General features: G+C 63.3%; 19 protein-coding genes and 1 pseudogene. 7 read left to right on the plus strand and 13 right to left on the minus strand.

Going from position 1 to position 15,836, the window contains the following annotated elements; translation table 11 throughout:
• Window positions 1-68 precede the first annotated feature (68 nt).
• Entirely contained in the window at window positions 69-923 is an 855-nt protein-coding gene (rpoH, locus tag B3361_RS06650; protein ID WP_009684917.1) for an RNA polymerase sigma factor RpoH, read from the plus strand.
• A gap of 75 nt (window positions 924-998) precedes the next feature.
• Here rpoH and mtgA read toward each other — a convergent pair whose 3' ends face one another.
• Complete coding sequence (mtgA, locus tag B3361_RS06655; protein ID WP_054904638.1) at window positions 999-1,709, minus strand: monofunctional biosynthetic peptidoglycan transglycosylase; 711 nt, start codon at window positions 1,707-1,709, stop codon at window positions 999-1,001.
• A 64-nt stretch (window positions 1,710-1,773) separates the two neighbouring features.
• Between mtgA and B3361_RS06660 the strand changes: the two genes are divergently transcribed.
• The 4 genes from B3361_RS06660 to trmB all read left to right on the plus strand — a co-directional run bounded on the left by B3361_RS06660 (window position 1,774) and on the right by trmB (window position 4,047).
• On the plus strand, window positions 1,774-2,145 hold the full coding sequence (locus tag B3361_RS06660) for a DUF423 domain-containing protein (protein WP_009684919.1): 372 nt from the start codon (window positions 1,774-1,776) through the stop codon (window positions 2,143-2,145).
• A 102-nt stretch (window positions 2,146-2,247) separates the two neighbouring features.
• The gene (gene thiS / locus B3361_RS06665; protein ID WP_054904650.1) at window positions 2,248-2,448 is read left to right on the plus strand and encodes a sulfur carrier protein ThiS; all 201 of its coding nucleotides are present in this window, start codon (window positions 2,248-2,250) and stop codon (window positions 2,446-2,448) included.
• 54 nt (window positions 2,449-2,502) lie between these two features.
• Window positions 2,503-3,315, plus strand: a complete 813-nt coding sequence (locus tag B3361_RS06670) for a thiazole synthase (RefSeq protein WP_009684921.1) — start codon at window positions 2,503-2,505, stop codon at window positions 3,313-3,315.
• A gap of 9 nt (window positions 3,316-3,324) precedes the next feature.
• Complete coding sequence (gene trmB / locus B3361_RS06675; protein ID WP_154211595.1) at window positions 3,325-4,047, plus strand: tRNA (guanosine(46)-N7)-methyltransferase TrmB; 723 nt, start codon at window positions 3,325-3,327, stop codon at window positions 4,045-4,047.
• 347 nt (window positions 4,048-4,394) lie between these two features.
• On the opposite strand, the gene B3361_RS06680 is transcribed toward trmB, so the two are convergent.
• From B3361_RS06680 to B3361_RS06715, 9 genes and pseudogenes are all read right to left on the minus strand, one after another.
• Window positions 4,395-4,721 (minus strand): DUF3392 family protein, encoded by a 327-nt coding sequence (locus B3361_RS06680; protein ID WP_009684924.1) that lies wholly within the window; start codon window positions 4,719-4,721, stop codon window positions 4,395-4,397.
• Window positions 4,722-4,730: 9 nt separating this feature from the next.
• Entirely contained in the window at window positions 4,731-5,906 is a 1,176-nt protein-coding gene (hemW, locus tag B3361_RS06685; RefSeq protein WP_054904636.1) for a radical SAM family heme chaperone HemW, read from the minus strand.
• The gene (rdgB, locus tag B3361_RS06690; protein WP_033690803.1) at window positions 5,903-6,499 is read right to left on the minus strand and encodes an RdgB/HAM1 family non-canonical purine NTP pyrophosphatase; all 597 of its coding nucleotides are present in this window, start codon (window positions 6,497-6,499) and stop codon (window positions 5,903-5,905) included. Before rdgB ends, hemW begins: the two co-directional genes overlap by 4 nt.
• Window positions 6,496-6,588 (minus strand): annotated as a pseudogene (locus B3361_RS24005) (DUF4426 domain-containing protein); the annotation flags it as partial. The gene rdgB and the pseudogene B3361_RS24005, both read right to left, overlap by 4 nt.
• A gap of 25 nt (window positions 6,589-6,613) precedes the next feature.
• A complete protein-coding gene (gene metW, locus B3361_RS06695; protein WP_054904635.1) occupies window positions 6,614-7,234 on the minus strand; it encodes a methionine biosynthesis protein MetW in 621 nt (206 codons plus the stop codon).
• Between the two features lie 7 nt (window positions 7,235-7,241).
• On the minus strand, window positions 7,242-8,381 hold the full coding sequence (gene metX, locus B3361_RS06700; RefSeq protein WP_054904634.1) for a homoserine O-succinyltransferase MetX: 1,140 nt from the start codon (window positions 8,379-8,381) through the stop codon (window positions 7,242-7,244).
• A gap of 88 nt (window positions 8,382-8,469) precedes the next feature.
• Window positions 8,470-9,060 carry a YggT family protein gene (locus tag B3361_RS06705; RefSeq protein WP_009684930.1) on the minus strand — a complete coding sequence of 197 codons (591 nt, stop codon included), beginning with the start codon at window positions 9,058-9,060 and terminating at the stop codon, window positions 8,470-8,472.
• Window positions 9,061-9,070: 10 nt separating this feature from the next.
• Window positions 9,071-9,889, minus strand: coding sequence for a pyrroline-5-carboxylate reductase (gene proC / locus B3361_RS06710; RefSeq protein ID WP_029886159.1), 819 nt, complete (start codon window positions 9,887-9,889; stop codon window positions 9,071-9,073).
• Window positions 9,890-9,927: 38 nt separating this feature from the next.
• Window positions 9,928-10,623 (minus strand): YggS family pyridoxal phosphate-dependent enzyme, encoded by a 696-nt coding sequence (locus B3361_RS06715; RefSeq protein ID WP_054904633.1) that lies wholly within the window; start codon window positions 10,621-10,623, stop codon window positions 9,928-9,930.
• A 65-nt stretch (window positions 10,624-10,688) separates the two neighbouring features.
• Here B3361_RS06715 and B3361_RS06720 point away from each other — a divergent pair, with 65 nt between their 5' ends.
• A complete protein-coding gene (locus tag B3361_RS06720; RefSeq protein ID WP_054904632.1) occupies window positions 10,689-11,684 on the plus strand; it encodes a type IV pilus twitching motility protein PilT in 996 nt (331 codons plus the stop codon).
• A gap of 232 nt (window positions 11,685-11,916) precedes the next feature.
• Here the strand turns inward: B3361_RS06720 and B3361_RS06725 are convergent, their stop codons facing one another.
• Entirely contained in the window at window positions 11,917-12,540 is a 624-nt protein-coding gene (locus B3361_RS06725; protein WP_054904631.1) for a C40 family peptidase, read from the minus strand.
• A gap of 166 nt (window positions 12,541-12,706) precedes the next feature.
• Here B3361_RS06725 and B3361_RS06730 point away from each other — a divergent pair, with 166 nt between their 5' ends.
• A complete protein-coding gene (locus B3361_RS06730) occupies window positions 12,707-13,126 on the plus strand; it encodes an NINE protein (RefSeq protein WP_009684937.1) in 420 nt (139 codons plus the stop codon).
• Between the two features lie 96 nt (window positions 13,127-13,222).
• Here the strand turns inward: B3361_RS06730 and B3361_RS06735 are convergent, their stop codons facing one another.
• Window positions 13,223-13,921 (minus strand): SPOR domain-containing protein, encoded by a 699-nt coding sequence (locus B3361_RS06735; RefSeq protein WP_054904630.1) that lies wholly within the window; start codon window positions 13,919-13,921, stop codon window positions 13,223-13,225.
• Between the two features lies 1 nt (window position 13,922).
• Entirely contained in the window at window positions 13,923-15,659 is a 1,737-nt protein-coding gene (gene argS / locus B3361_RS06740) for an arginine--tRNA ligase (protein ID WP_009684939.1), read from the minus strand.
• Window positions 15,660-15,836 lie beyond the last annotated feature (177 nt).

Raw genomic sequence — 15,836 nt, forward strand, 5'->3', positions numbered from 1 at the left:
TACCGTCGTTCCAGGTCAATGTTGGCAGCGCCCAAAAAGCGCGAGTCTAGTAAGTCGGAGGTTCTTGAATGACCACATCGTTGCAACCTGCCTATGCCTTGGTACCCGGTGCAAACCTGGAAGCCTATGTGCACACGGTCAACAGCATCCCGCTGCTGACGGTCGAGCAGGAGCGTGATCTGGGCGAGCGTCTCTATTATCAGCAGGATGTCGAGGCCGCTCGTCAAATGGTGATGGCCCACCTGCGTTTCGTCGTACATATCGCCCGTAGCTATGCTGGTTATGGGCTGGCCCAGGCTGACCTGATTCAGGAAGGCAACGTTGGCCTGATGAAGGCCGTCAAACGCTTCAACCCTGAAATGGGCGTGCGCCTGGTGTCGTTCGCCGTGCACTGGATCAAGGCCGAGATCCACGAGTTCATCCTGCGCAACTGGCGCATCGTCAAGGTGGCTACCACCAAGGCCCAGCGCAAGCTGTTCTTCAACCTGCGCAGCCAGAAGAAGCGCCTGGCCTGGTTGAACAACGACGAAGTGCATCGTGTGGCGGAGAGCCTTGGTGTCGAGCCGCGTGAAGTGCGCGAGATGGAGAGCCGCCTCAGCGGGCAGGACATGGCGTTCGACCCGGCAGCGGAAGCTGACGACGACAGCGCGTTCCAGTCCCCTGCGCATTACCTGGAAGACCACCGGTACGACCCGGCGGTGCAACTGGAGGATGCCGACTGGAGCGACAACTCCACCAGCAACCTGCACGAAGCGCTGCAAGGGCTGGACGAGCGCAGCCGCGACATTCTCTACCAGCGCTGGTTGGCTGAAGAGAAGGCCACCCTGCATGAGCTGGCAGACAAGTACAGCGTTTCGGCTGAGCGGATTCGCCAGCTGGAGAAGAATGCGATGAACAAGGTCAAGGCACTGATCGCAGCCTGATCGGGCCTTTGTTGCACAGAAAAGCCGCTGGCTCCGACGGAGCGAGCGGCTTTTTCATTTGTGCCGGCACTGCATTCAAAGCTTTCTGGATGAGTCGAGCTGCATCAGGTAGCTGGGGCCACCCAGCTGGCTCATTTGCCGGCGAATCCACCCGGCACGGCTTGCCACGTAGGCGCTCGGCCGGCTGGCACTCCACTTGATCGGGCTGGGCAATACTGCGGCCAGTTGCGCTGCCTGCTGGCGGGTGAGCTGGCTGGCATCGACACCAAAGTGATAGCGCGCCGCTGCCTGGGCGCCGAATACGCCTTTGCCCCACTCGGCGCTGTTCAGGTAAACCTCGAGAATGCGTTCCTTGGACCAGAACAGTTCGATCAGTGCCGTGAACCAGGCTTCCAGCCCTTTGCGGAACCAGCTGCGCCCCGACCACAGGAACAGGTTCTTGGCCACCTGCTGGGTCAGGGTGCTGGCGCCACGAATGCTGCCGCCGCGCTCGTTGTAGGCCAGCGCAGCCTGGATAGCCGGGATGTCGAAGCCCCAGTGGCTGGCGAACTTCTGGTCTTCGCCGGCAATGACCGCGACCTTGAGTTCATCGGAGATGTTCTGCCACGGCTCCCATTCGCGCTGCAGGTCGATGGGATCGCCATTGACCCAGGATTGCACCTTGCGCTCGACCATCAGCGCCGTGCCGGGCGGCGGCACCCAGCGGAACACCAGCACCAGCACGATGCTGCAGGCAGCGAACCAGAGCAGGGCACGGAAGAGGCGGCGAACAAGGGATGGCAGCATGACGATGGCTTGGCCGTACGGGTGGAAGAGGCCATTATACAGACCCGATCCAAGGAGTCGTCCCATGCTTCGCAGCTTCCTGATGCTTGCCGCCTTTTTCGGCTTTACCGGAGTCGCACTGGGTGCCTTCGCCGCCCACGGCCTGAAAAACCGGCTGACGGCCGACTACCTGGCGGTGTTCCACACCGGCGTGACCTACCAACTGGTGCATGCGCTGGCGATTCTTGCGGTTGCCGTGCTCTCGGCGCACCTGCCCGGGCGCCTGGTGGGCTGGGCAGGTGGGCTGTTTGCGGTGGGTATCGTGCTGTTCTCCGGCAGCCTGTACCTGCTGGCCCTCAGCGGCCTGACCAAGCTGGGCATCATCACCCCGATCGGCGGCCTGTGCTTCCTGGCCGGCTGGCTATGCCTGGGGTTGGCGGCCTGGCGGCTGGGCTGACCAGTTGGTCCACAATCGCGACTAATGGCGCGCACCGCCCTTGGGTTGCGGGGCGGTTCGGCGCTAGAATGCGGGCCCCAAAGAATAATGGTGGCCGTGCGCATGCGCATTCAACTGAACGGTGAACCTTACGAACTGCCTGCCGGCGAGAGCGTTGCAGCCCTGCTGACGCGCCTGGAGCTCAGTGGGCGCCGTATCGCCGTGGAACTGAACCTGGATATCGTGCCGCGTAGCCAGCACGAGAGCACCCTGCTGAACGAAGGCGACCAGGTCGAAGTGGTCCACGCGATCGGTGGCGGCTGACAGCAGCCTGGTGGTTCACAAGCAAGCCCTGCAACCTTTTCCCGAGGAACAACGATGAGCAACGTTCGCAGCGACAAGCCCTTCATTCTGGCCGGGCGCACGTTCCAGTCGCGCCTGCTGGTCGGCACCGGCAAATACCGTGACATGGAAGAGACCCGCCTGGCTACAGAGGCCTCGGGTGCCGAGATCGTCACCGTGGCCGTGCGCCGGACCAACCTTGGCCAGAATGCGGGTGAGCCGAACCTGCTCGACGTGTTGTCGCCCGACAAGTACACCATCCTGCCCAATACCGCAGGCTGCTTCGACGCCACCGAGGCCGTGCGTACCTGCCGCCTGGCCCGCGAGCTGCTGCAAGGCTACAAGTCCCACGAGTCGCGGACCTTGGTCAAGCTCGAAGTGCTGGCGGACCAGAAGACCCTGTTCCCCAATGTGATCGAAACCCTCAAGGCCGCCGAAGTGCTGGTCAAGGATGGTTTCGACGTGATGGTCTACACCAGCGATGACCCGATCATTGCCCGCCAGCTGGCTGAGGCGGGCTGCATCGCGGTGATGCCGTTGGCCGGCCTGATCGGCACCGGCCTGGGTATCTGCAACCCGTACAACCTGCAGATCATCCTGGAAGAATCGAAAGTCCCGGTGCTGGTCGATGCCGGCGTGGGCACCGCTTCCGACGCCACCATCGCCATGGAAATGGGCTGCGAGGCGGTGCTGATGAACTCGGCCATTGCCCACGCCCAGCAGCCGGTGTTGATGGCCGAAGCCATGAAGCACGCCATCGTCGCCGGTCGCATGGCCTACCTGGCCGGCCGGATGCCGAAAAAACTCTATGCCAGCGCCTCTTCGCCGCTGGATGGTCTGATCAAGTAAGAGCCCCAGATGACTGATTCGCAAGATACGCCGATCGCCGCCGACGGCGACCAGCGCCCACACCGCCGCATCAAGAGTTTCGTGATGCGTGCAGGGCGCATGACCGAAGGCCAGCAACGCGGCCTGGACCAAGGCGGCCCGCTGTACATCCTGCCGTTGGCCGACAGCCCGGTGGACTACGACCAGGTATTCGGCCGTTGCGCGCCGCGTACCCTGGAGATCGGCTTCGGTATGGGGCATTCCCTGCTGGAAATGGCCACCGCCGCGCCGGAGCAGGACTTCATTGGTGTAGAAGTACACCGTCCCGGTGTTGGTGCGTTGCTCAACGGTGTGCTGACCCAGGGTTTGAAGAACCTGCGGGTGTATGACTGCGATGCCATCGAAGTGTTGAACCGCTGCGTGGCCGACAACAGCCTCGACCGCCTGATGCTGTTCTTCCCCGACCCTTGGCACAAGGCGCGCCACCACAAGCGCCGTATCGTGCAGCTGGAGTTCGCCGAGCTGGTGCGGCGCAAGCTCAAGCCCGGTGGCGTGTTCCACATGGCCACCGACTGGGAGCCGTATGCCGAGTACATGCTGGAAGTGATGAGCGCTGCGCCGGGCTATCGCAACCGCGCAGCAGACGGTACCTACGTGCCGCGCCCCGAAGAGCGCCCGATCACCAAGTTCGAACGCCGCGGCGAGCGGCTGGGGCATGGGGTGTGGGATTTGAAGTTCGAGAAGGTGGACTGATCGGCTGAATTGGCCTTTCGGTACGCTGTGGCCTGTAGAAATGCAGGCATGCGCGACCACTTCGATGACGCCCGTTAAAGGCTAGTCAAGTGGTAGGGCTGCCCTGGTTTGCCGGGGCAGCTTTTAGAATCTGCGCCCCGCTTGTTTCCTGCGCTGATCGACTAGCGCGATCGGTGTAGGAGCGGCCTTGTGTCGCGATGGGCTGCAAAGCAGCCCCGGCTATCTCAAGCCTTCTGCTGGCAGTGCCGACCTCTTCGCGGGTAAACCCGCTCCTACAGTGATCGCGCATGCTTCCAGAAACTGGGCAAGACAGAATGTCCCACAAGCGTTCAGCCAGAGGCTGTGTCTCAGCCGCGCCGGTCGGCCACCACGCCAATCAGCACCACGACCACCAGCAGCACCGGCGCCAGTGCGTAGTTGTTGAACTGGCTCAGCCCCTTCACCACCCAGGGTGTGGCATAGATCAGTGCCGCGCCGCTGCCGACCATCACCATCACCGCCATGAACGGTACGCGCAGAGCGCCACCCAGGCTGCCCAGTCGTTGTTCGGCCCAGCCTTTGACGTCGCTGCCGAACAGCACCAGCAGGCAGCCTACCAAGGCCAGCGAAATTTCTGACAGGTTGCCGCGGCTCCAGCGGGAAACCGTCGCGAGCAGATCAAGTACCAGATCCATGGGTCATCCTTAGGTCAAGAAATACTGCAGCAGGTCATTGAGGAATAGCTGGCCCCTTGGCGTGGCCACCAGTCGATCCGGTTCGACCTGCAAAAGGCCCTTTTGTTCGGCTGCCCGACGGGCTTCGCGCAACTGCTCCAGCGGCAAGCCGGTGCGCTGGGTGAACAGCTGGGCTTCCACGCCATCGGTCAGGCGCAGGGCGTTCATCAGGAACTCGAACGGCAACTCGTCGACTGGCAGCAGCTTCTCACCGGCTTTGTACGGTTTGGCCAGGTTCAGGTAGTCCTTGGGCAAGCGAGTCTTCCAGGTGCGCAGGATACGGCCGTCAGCGAAGGTCAGTTTGCCGTGGGCGCCGGCGCCGATGCCGATGAAGTCGCCAAAACGCCAGTAGTTGAGGTTATGCCGCGCAGCGCGGCCGGCCTGAGCATAGGCCGAGACCTCGTACTGGCGAAAACCATGCCCGGCCATCAGCGCCTGGCCGGCTTCCTGGATGTCCCAGAGAATGTCGTCCTCGGGCAGCTCCGGCGGCTGGTTCCAGAATACCGTGTTGGGTTCGACGGTCAGTTGGTACCACGACAGGTGCGTGGGTCCCAGGTCCATGGCTTGGCGCAGGTCGCCCAGGGCGTCTTCCAGCGACTGGTCGGGCAGGCCGTGCATGAGGTCCATGTTGAAGTTGTCGAACCCGGCGGCGCGCGCCATGCCGGCTGCGCGGACGGCTTCGTCACCATTGTGGATGCGCCCCAGGGCCTGCAGCTTGGCCGGCTGAAAGCTCTGCACGCCAATGGACAGGCGATTGATGCCGGTTTGCCGGTAGGCCTTGAACTTGTCCTGCTCGAAGGTGCCCGGGTTGGCCTCCAGGGTGATCTCGATGTCCGCTGCGAACGGTATGCGCTGCTCCACGCCGCGCAGCAGGCGGCCCAGGGCGCCTGCACTGAACAGGCTGGGCGTACCGCCACCGAAGAAGATCGAGCTGATCGGCCTGCCTTGCACCGCCGCCAGCTCCTGGTCCAGGTCGGTCAACAGTGCCGCGACGTAGGCGTCTTCCGGCAGCTCAGGGCCGGCCGCGTGGGAGTTGAAGTCGCAGTAAGGGCATTTACGCACGCACCACGGAATGTGGATGTACAGCGCCAGCGGCGGCAGGCTGGTAAAGCCCGCCGCGCCAGGGGTAGCCAGCGTTGCGATCATGCCAGGCCCAGGCGTTGGCGCAGCAGGGCCATGGCGCGGGCGCGGTGGCTGAGCTGGTTCTTGTCCACAGGTGCCAGGTCGGCGCTGGAGCAGTTGCGTTCGGGCACCCAGAACAGCGGGTCGTAGCCAAAGCCATGCTCGCCGCTGGCTTGGAACAGAATGCGCCCTTGCCACAGGCCCTCGCAGAGGATCGGGAGCGGGTCATCCGCGTGGCGTACCAGTGCCAGCACACAGACGAACTGTGCACCGCGCTCGGCTTCTGGCACGTCTTTCAGCGCGTCGAGCAGCTTGGCATTGTTTGCCGCGTCACCCTTGCCATCGGCATAGCGCGCCGAGTAGATACCCGGCGCACCGCCGAGGAAGTCCACGGCCAGGCCGGAATCGTCGGCCAAGGCCGGCAGGCCGGAAATACGTGCAGCGTTGCGCGCCTTGAGGATGGCGTTCTCGACGAACGACAAGCCGGTTTCTTCCGGCTCTACCTGGCTGAATTCGCCAATCGAGCGCAGTTGCACCGAGTGGCCGAGCATGGCCTGGAGTTCCTTGAGTTTGCCGGCGTTGTGGCTGGCCAATACGAGTTGCTGGAAATTCATCATTCGCCTGGGAACACTTCCTGGTTGAAACTGAGGGAGTTGCTGATGCCGCCGGTTTCGATACTCTGCTTGAATCCTAGCGGGCTGCTGCGCATGGGGCGCTTTCTCCGGTGCGCGTCAGACCGCCAGCTGGCGCTCTTGCAGGTTAGGGCTGCTGACGCGGTAGATGCCGATCTCACCCAGAAGATTAGGCCAAAGCCGGCCACCCCACCCATTGCGGTGCTGGTGGTCGACCGCCAGGCGGTCGAGCACCTTGGCCCGGCGCTCATGCACCAGCTCTTCAAAGTCGGCGAACGTGCAGAAGTGAATGTTCGGTGTGTTGTACCAGGTATAGGGCATGAAGTCCGATACCGGCATGCGGCCTTTGGTCGCCAGGTACCAGCGGCAACGCCAGTGCCCGAAGTTGGGGAAGGTGATGATGCACTGGCGGCCCACGCGCAGCATCTCGTCGAGGATGCGATCGGGGTACTCCACGGCCTGCAGGGCCTGCGTCATGATTACCACGTCAAAACTGTTGCTGGCGAAGTTGCCCAGGCCTTTGTCCAGGTCTTGCTCGATGACGTTCACGCCCTTGGCCACGCAGGCGGCGATGTTGTCGGGGTCGATCTCCAGGCCATAGCCGGTGACCTGCTTGCGGTCACGTAGCGAGGCCAGCAGTTCGCCGCTGCCGCAGCCCAGGTCGAGTACCCGGCTGCCGGCGGGGATCCAGTCGTGGATGATTTCCAGATCGGCTCTCATGCTGTCCTCAGATGGCAATGCGGTTCATGTAGTTCGAGAAACCCTGCATGTAGCGAGGTGTGGGGATCAAGAAGGCATCGTGCCCATAAGGTGAGTCGATCTCCAGGTAGCAGACGTTCTTGCGCGCTGCCATCAGGGCGTCGACGATCTCCCGTGAACGGGCCGGGGAGAAGCGCCAGTCGGTGGTGAACGACATGATGCAGTAGTCCGCCTTGACGTTGGCCAGGGTGGCTGCCAGGTCGCCGCCGTGGGCGGCAGCCGGGTCGAAGTAGTCCAGGGCCTTGGTCATCAGCAGGTAGGTGTTGGCATCGAACCGCCCGGAAAACTCCTCGCCCTGGTAGCGCAGGTAGCTCTCGACCTGGAACTCGACGCTGTGAAAGTCATAGTTGAGCTTGTCGCTCTTGAGCTCGCGGCCGAATTTTTCACCCATCGAGTCATCGGACAGGTAGGTGATGTGGCCGACCATGCGCGCCAGCATCAAGCCCCGCTTGGGGATCACGCCCTGGTCCTGGAACGAACCGCCGTGGAACTCGGGGTCGGTGAGGATGGCCTGGCGTGCCACTTCGTTGAAGGCGATATTCTGCGCCGACAGTTTCGGTGCCGAGGCGATGTCGACGCAGTGGCGCACGCGCTCCGGGTAGCTCATGGTCCACTGTAGCGCCTGCATGCCACCCAGGCTGCCGCCAACGATGGCTGCCCACTGCTGGATGCCCAGGCGATCGGCCAGGCGCGCCTGGCTGTGCACCCAGTCTTCCACCGTCAGTACCGGAAACTCGGCGCCGTAGGGTTTGCCAGTGGCCGGGTTGACGCTGCTGGGGCCGGTGCTGCCGTTGCAACCGCCGAGGTTGTTCAGGCTGACCACGAAGAAACGGTTGGTATCGATGGGCTTGCCAGGGCCGATGCAGCTGTCCCACCAACCCGGTTTACGGTCGGTGGCAGCATGGTAGCCGGCGGCATGGTGGTGGCCAGACAGCGCATGGCAGATCAGCACGGCATTGCTCGCGCTGGCATTGAGGGTGCCGTAGGTCTCGTAGACCAGCTCGTAACTGGCCAGGGAGCGGCCGCAGGCCAGCGCCAGCGGTTCATCGAACCGGGCGGTTTGCGGTACTACCAGACCGACGGAATCTTCGGGAAAGACAGTGGACATCGACCCTGCTCACGCTTGACGGAGGCGTAAGTCTAAAGAGCGCTACCCCCAGCGGCAAGCAAAGGCTTGCCGCTGGGTGCATGCGGGGTCAGATCATGCGCCACAGCTCCTGGGGCATGCCGGCATAGGCAGCCAGCGGCGGCATGACGAACGACTGGATCACCTGAATCGCCAGGAAGGCGAAGATCGGCGAAATGTCCATGCCGCCCAGGTTGGGCACGATGCGGCGGAAGGGGGCCAGCACCGGCTCGCTGATCTGGTAGGCCAGTTCGGCGGCGGGGTTGTGGCTGTTGGGCGCAACCCAGGAAACGATCACCATCACGATCATCGCCACCCAGAAGATCTTCAGGAACAGCGAGGTAATGCCGATGATCGCCCACATCAGCAAGTGCAAGACGTCACCGAAGGTGCCATAGGTGACCATCAGCACAAAGGCCATCAGCAGCGCCTGGATCAGCACCGACAGCAGCAGCGACGAGGTGTCCAGGCCGCCAATGCTGGGGATGATGCGGCGGATCGGCTTGAGCAGCGGCTGGGTGGCGCGCACCGCGAACTGGCACAGCGGGTTGTAGAAATCGGCCTTGACCAGCTGCAGCACGAAGCGCAGCAACACGATCACCAGGTACAGGCTGACCAAGGTTTGCACCACGAAAATCGCGGCGCCGGAGAGTGCATTCATCGATAACTCCTTATTTGCCCAGTTGTTCGGCCAGTTCGGCGGAGCGTGTCGCGGCAGCCTGCAGGGCCTGCTCGACGATCGCCTCGAAGCCGCTGGCCTGGAACGACTTGATCGCCGCTTCAGTGGTGCCGGCGGGCGAGGTGACACGGCGGCGCAGTTCGGCGGCGTCTACATCGCTGGCGACCGCCATGCGGGCAGCGCCCAAGGCCGTGTGCAAGGTCAGTTGCGAGGCGGTTTCACGCGGCAGCCCAAGCTTTTCGCCTGCGGCAGTCATGGCCTCGATCAGCAGGAAGAAGTAGGCCGGGCCACTGCCGGAAACCGCGGTCACGGCGTCCAGTTGCTGTTCCTGCTCAAGCCACAGGGCCGTGCCGACCGCCGACAGCAGTTGCTCGGCCTGCTGGCGCTGTGCGGCGGACACCTCGGCGGTGGCGTACAGGCCGCTCACGCCCTGGCGCAGGAGCGCGGGGGTATTGGGCATGCAGCGCACCACGGGGCGCGCGCCCACCCAGCTTTGCAGGCTGGCGCAGGTGATGCCGGCAGCGATGGAAACGATGAGTTGGCCATCACGCAGGCTGGGTTGCAGGGCCTGGCAAACCGCTTTCATGACCTGTGGCTTGACCGCCAGCACGATCACGTCGGCGCCGTCGATGGCCTGGGCATTGTCCTCGAAGGTTTCGATGCCGTGTTCGGCCTGGATGCGGCTGCGGGTCTCGGCGCCCGGATCGCTGGCGCGAATCTGCGAGGCGTCCAGGCCCTGGGCACGCAGACCTCCGATCAGGCTGGCGGCCATGTTGCCGGCGCCGATAAAGGCAATACGAGTCTTGCTCATGTCAGGTCCTTGTGGAAAAGAGTGAGTAAAGCATGCAATCAGCTTTGGCCGGGGTTGAGTGGGGCGCGGGCGCCGAACAGGGCGGTACCGATGCGTACCCAGGTCGCACCTTGTGCAATGGCCGCTTCCAGGTCGTGGCTCATGCCCATGGACAAGGTGTCCAGCCCCAGGTGCTGCTGTTCCAGCAGGTTACGCAGGCTGGCGAAGGCGGCCTCCTGAGCGGCGCGGTCGTCGGTGGGTTCGGGGATCGCCATCAGCCCGCGCAGGCGCAGGTTGGGCAGGGCCGCCACGGCCTTGGCCAAGGCCGGCAGTTCGGCGGCGGCGCAGCCGGACTTGCTGTCTTCGCCACTGACGTTCACCTGCAGGCAGATGTTCAGCGGTGCCAGCCCGGCAGGGCGCTGTTCTGAAAGGCGTTGGGCGATTTTCAGGCGGTCCACGGAATGCACCCAGTCGAAATGCTCGGCAATGGCTTTGGTCTTGTTCGATTGAATGGGGCCAATGAAGTGCCAGATCAAGGGCAAGTCGCCGAGTGCCTGCTGCTTTGTCAGGGCTTCCTGTAGGTAATTTTCCCCGAAATCGCACACGCCAGCGGCGTACAGCTCGCGGATCGCAGCGGCTGGCTTGGTCTTGCTCACGGCCAGCAGTTGGACGCTGGCCGGCTCACGCCCGGCTGCCTGTGCAGCACTGGCGATACGGGCGGAAATCGCGGAAAGGTTGTCTGCTAGGGTGGACATGGAGGGTGGCCGGCTAGTGTTGGGTTTGCGGCATTCTACCTACTTGAAAGCCTTTGGGGAGTCTCATGGATGTGACCGACCTGTTGGCACGGGCCGTGGCGGTGCAGGCTTCGGACCTGCACCTGGCGGCCGGCCAGACACCCATGCTGCGCCTGGACGGCGAGCTGCAGCGCATGGCCATGCCGCCGCTCGCCGCGGGCGCCTTGGTCGAGGGCATGGCAACCCTGCTCGATGACACGCAACGCGAGCAGTGGGCGCAAGGGGCTGAACTGGACCTGGCGCTGGCGCTGCCTGCCCTAGGGCGCTTTCGCGTGAACCTGTTTCGCCAGCTAAATGGGCCTGCGGCGACCTTCCGCCTGATCCCAGGGCGTATTGCCACGCTGGATGAGCTAGCGCTGACCGATGTGTTTCAGGCGGTGGTCCAGTACCGCGATGGTCTGGTGCTGGTGGGTGGGCCGACCGGCAGTGGCAAGTCCAGCACACTGGCAACGTTGCTGGACCAGCTGAACCGCGAAAAGGCGCTGCACATCATTACCCTGGAAGACCCTGTTGAAGTTATCCACAGCAGCCAGCGTAGCCTGGTCAACCAGCGCGAGGTCGGCCGCCACAGCAGCGGCTTTGCCCAGGGGCTACGCAGCGCGCTGCGCCAGGATCCGGACGTGATCATGATCGGCGAGTTGCGCGACCTGCAGACCATTCGCCTGGCCTTGCAAGCGGCCGAGACCGGGCACCTGGTGCTGGCGACGGTACATGCGCGCTCGGCGGCCAGCAGCATCGAGCGGCTGGTGGAGGTATTTGCAGCCGATGAAAAGCCGTTGGTGCGGGCGATGCTGGCGGAGTCGTTGCAAATGGTGGTGGCGCAGGTGCTGGTACGCCGCGTGGGCGGTGGGCGGGTTGCAGCGCGGGAAGTGTTGGTGGCGACGCCGGCGGTGCGCAACCTGGTGCGCGAGGGGCGGATGGCGCAGTTGTGTTCGGTGATGCAGGCGGGTGGTGCGCAAGGGATGCGGACGATGGAGGGGGCACTGCGTGGGTTACGAGAGAAAGGCCTGGTTGACGATTGATAGTGCCTCTACAGGCTCTCTCGCCAGCAAGCCAGCTCTCATAGAACAGTACATAACTTATTGATTTAGCGGGGTTTTTGTGGGAGCGGGCCGCGTCGCGGTTACGAATCGAGTTCTCTGTGCGACAGCCCAGCCCGTAGGGCTGTGTGATCTCCCACAGGTTCACCACAGTTCTACAGATTTGTGGGGGAGCTGGCTTGCCGGCGATCGGGCCATTGCAGGTGGAAAGAGCTTAGCGCTTGGCCAGGCTCAGCTGCTGCTCTTTCGGCAGCACCCGTTTGGCGACCACGTAATGCTTCTGCCAGTAAGGCTTGCTCAGGTTGTCGATGCTCACCCGCTTGCCGCGGCGTGGCGCGTGGATGAAACGGTCGTTGCCCAGATAGATGGCCACGTGGTTCACCCGCCGGCTTTTGATGTTGAAGAAGATCAGGTCCCCTGGCTTCAACTCGCCCTTGGCCACTTTCACCCCATGGCCCTGGGCCATGGCATTGGAGGTGCGTGGCAGGTCTACGTTGGCCACGTCGTTGAAGGCGTACTTGACCAGGCCACTGCAGTCAAAGCCCTTTTTCGGGCTGCTGCCACCCCAAACGTAGGGGGTACCGAGTACATTGACCGCGCGGCTGAGCACATCGCTGCTCTGCTTGGGCGACATCGCGGCCACCTTGCCACCGCGCGTGCTGGCGGCGCTGACAGTGCGAGCATGGGGCGCAGTCTGCTTGACCGCTGCATGCCTCACGGAGGCATTGCTGGTGTAGCCGGTGAAGCCATTGGGAAGACGTTGCTCACGATTGGTGGCGTGGGCGGCCAGGGGCAATAATAGGCAGAGGGTCAGCCATGTCTTGAGTAAAGGCGGCATAGATGAAGCTCTTATGAATAGTTATGTGTTGGGCGCGCAACTTTATAACAGCTTTTTGATCAATTTATGATCCGTTGGTCGATTGGCAGGGTGCCATACGTCGGCCTGTGACAAAAAAGTCACATTTTTTCTTAGAAAATTTTTCCATAACCCACGAGGGCTAGGCATGAACAGTTATCAACAGGGAACGCCCTACCACGACACGCACAGCAAGACCATCGGCTACCTGCTGTGGATTTTCGGCTTCACCGGGTCGCATCGTTTCTACTACGGCAAGCCGATAACCGGCACCCTCTGGTTCTTCACCTTCGGCCTGCTGGGTATCGGCTGGCTGATCGACCTGTTTCTGATCCCGGCCATGGACCGCGAGGCGGACCTGAGGTTCCAGTCTGGGCGCATCGACTACAACATCGCCTGGGTCCTGCTGACGTTCCTCGGCGTGTTCGGCCTGCACCGGCTGTATCAGGGCAAGTGGGTGACCGCGATCATCTACTTCCTGACCGGTGGCCTGTTCCTGGTAGGGGTGCTGTACGACTTCTGGACACTCAATAGCCAGGTGTCCGAACGCAACGCGGGGCGGGGCTGAGAGGGCAAGGGCTGCTTTGCAGCCCTGTCGCTAGGCAAGGCCGCTGCACCGGGGCGGCTCAAGTCTGACGGGGGCGCACAGCGCCCCGTTCAAAGGTTACTGGCGGGTCTGGCGCTGTTGCAGCAACAGGTTGGCAAAACCAGCGCCGGCGAGCTGTTCCTGCGCACCGGTCAGCTGTTCGCGGTTGCTGAACGGGCCGACCATCACGCGGTACCAGGTTTCTTCCTTGACCGTACCCGACTCCACCTTCACTGACTGCCCCAGCAGAATGATCTGGGCCCGCACCTTGTCGGCGTCGGCCTGTTTGCGGAACGAGCCCGCCTGCAGGAAGTACTGGGTGGTCGCTGCCGGCTTGATCACTGGCGGGGCCGGAGGCGGGGTTTGGCCAAGCAGTGCTGCCTGGGCCCGCGCCGTGTCGATTTTCGCCGCTTCAGCGGGGGTAACCGGTGTGACCGGCTGGGCCGGGACCGGGGGTGTTTTCTCCGGTACGGCCTCTGGCGGCACGATGACTTCCGACTCTGGCAGCAAGGTGTAGAAGTCGTACTTCGGTTTCACCGGCTGTTGCGGTGTGGCCTGGGCAGGCTTGCTGGTTTCGGCCACTTTGTCGGCCTTCTGCTGCTCGGGTTTGGCCCGCTTGATGTCATCGCCGCCGGGTTCGAGCTTCATCAGGAACACGATGAACGCGCCAACGGTCAGGCCGACCGCCAGCCATACCCAGCCGGGGATCGGCTGCTTGGCTGGCGCTGTCTGGCGGCTGGCGCCGCGTTTGGGTGCGGGTTTTTTCTTGGCAGCCAACTTACATGCGCTCCAGGGTTTCCAGGCCGAGCAGTTCCAGACCTTGTTTGAGGGTGCGGCCAGTCAGGGCGGCCAGGCGCAGGCGGCTCTGTTGCTGCTCGGGGGTTTCAGCGGCGAGGATCGGGCAGTTCTCGTAGAAGCTGGAGAACAGGCCGGCGAGGTCGTACAGGTAGCTGCACAGTACGTGCGGTGTGCCTTTCTCGGCAACGCTGTTCAGGGTTTCGCCAAACTGCGCCAGGCGTGCGGCCAGGTCCTGCTCGTGGGCGGCCTGCAGCACGATCTTGCCATCGGCTTGGTCAAAGCGCTTGCCCAGCTTGCGGAACACGCCAGCTACACGGGTATAGGCGTACAGCAGGTAAGGCGCGGTATTGCCTTCGAAGTTGAGCATCAGCTCGAAGTTGAAGCTGTAGTCGCTGGTGCGGTGTTTGGACAGGTCGGCGTACTTCACCGCGCCAATACCCACCACCTCGCCGATGCGGCGCAGTTCGTCGTCGGCCAGGCTCGGGTTCTTTTCCTTGACCAGCGCGTAGGCCCTTTCCTTGGCCTCGGTCAGCAGGTCGATCAGCTTCACGGTGCCGCCGTCGCGGGTTTTGAACGGGCGGCCATCGGCGCCGTTCATGGTGCCGAAGCCCATGTGCTCCATTTGCATCGGGTGGCCGACGAAGCCTGCGCGGCGGGCCACTTCGAACACCTGGTTGAAGTGCAGGGCCTGGCGCTGGTCGACGAAGTACAGGGCACGGTCGGCCTTGAGCACATTGCTGCGGTAGCGCACGGCGGCCAGGTCGGTGGTGGCGTACAGGTAACCGCCGTCGGCCTTCTGTACGATCACTGGCAGCGGGTCGCCGTCGCTGTTCTTGAACTCGTCGAGGAACACGCACTGGGCGCCCTGGTCTTCGACCAGCAGGCCCTTGGCCTTGAGGTCGGCCACGACATTGGCCAGGTCGTCGTTGTAGGCGCTTTCACCCATCACGTCCGCCATGGTCAGCTTGACGTTGAGCAGTTCATACGTCTTTTGGCAGTGCGACAGCGAAATGTCCTTGAAACGTGTCCACAGGGCCAGGCATTCCGGGTCACCGGCCTGCAGCTTGACCACCAGGCCGCGGGCACGGGTGGCGAATGCCTCGGACTCGTCGAAACGCTGCTTGGCCGCGCGGTAGAAGTTTTCCAGGTCCGACAGCTCATCGCTGGTGATCGGGTTTTCCTGCAGGTAGGCCATCAACATGCCGAACTGGGTGCCCCAGTCGCCTACGTGGTTCTGGCGAATGACGGTGTCGCCCAGGAACTCCAGCACCCGCGCCACGCTGTCACCGATGATGGTCGAGCGCAGGTGGCCGACGTGCATCTCTTTGGCCAGGTTGGGGGCCGACAGGTCGACCACCACTTTTTGCGCCGGGCCGGCCTTGCGCGCGCCGAGGTGGGCGTCGGCCAGGGCAGCGTCCAGGCGGTTGGCCAGGGCGTCGGTGTTCTGGAAGAAATTGAGGAAGCCAGGGCCTGCGATCTCGACCTTGCTGATATCGGCGCTGGCCGGCAGGGCGTTGATCAGTTTTTCCGCCAGGTCGCGCGGCTTCATGCCGGCCGGCTTGGCCAGCATCATCGCGATATTGCTGGCGAAGTCGCCGTGGGTCTTGTCCCGGGCGTTTTCCACCTGGATCGCCGGCGACAGCCCTTCAGGCAGCACACCGTCGGTGACGAGTTGGGTGAGGGCTTGCTGGATCAGCTGGCGAATGGTGTCTTTCATGGGGGTCTCTTTTCGACCGCAAGCGCGGTGCAGCGCTTGGATGCGCAGGTGGAAAAACTGGGCATTATCCGTGCCTGGGAGCGGGTTGCCAACCTTTGGGCTTCACGTTGGAAGGCGCGAGTAGCAAGTCGCAAGTCGCAAGTCGCAAGTAGCAAGTAGCAAGTCGCAAGTCGCAAG

The sequence above is a fragment of the Pseudomonas sp. UBA6699 genome, assembly GCF_002454615.1.
GTDB classification, from domain to species: Bacteria; Pseudomonadota; Gammaproteobacteria; order Pseudomonadales; family Pseudomonadaceae; genus Aquipseudomonas; species Aquipseudomonas juntendi.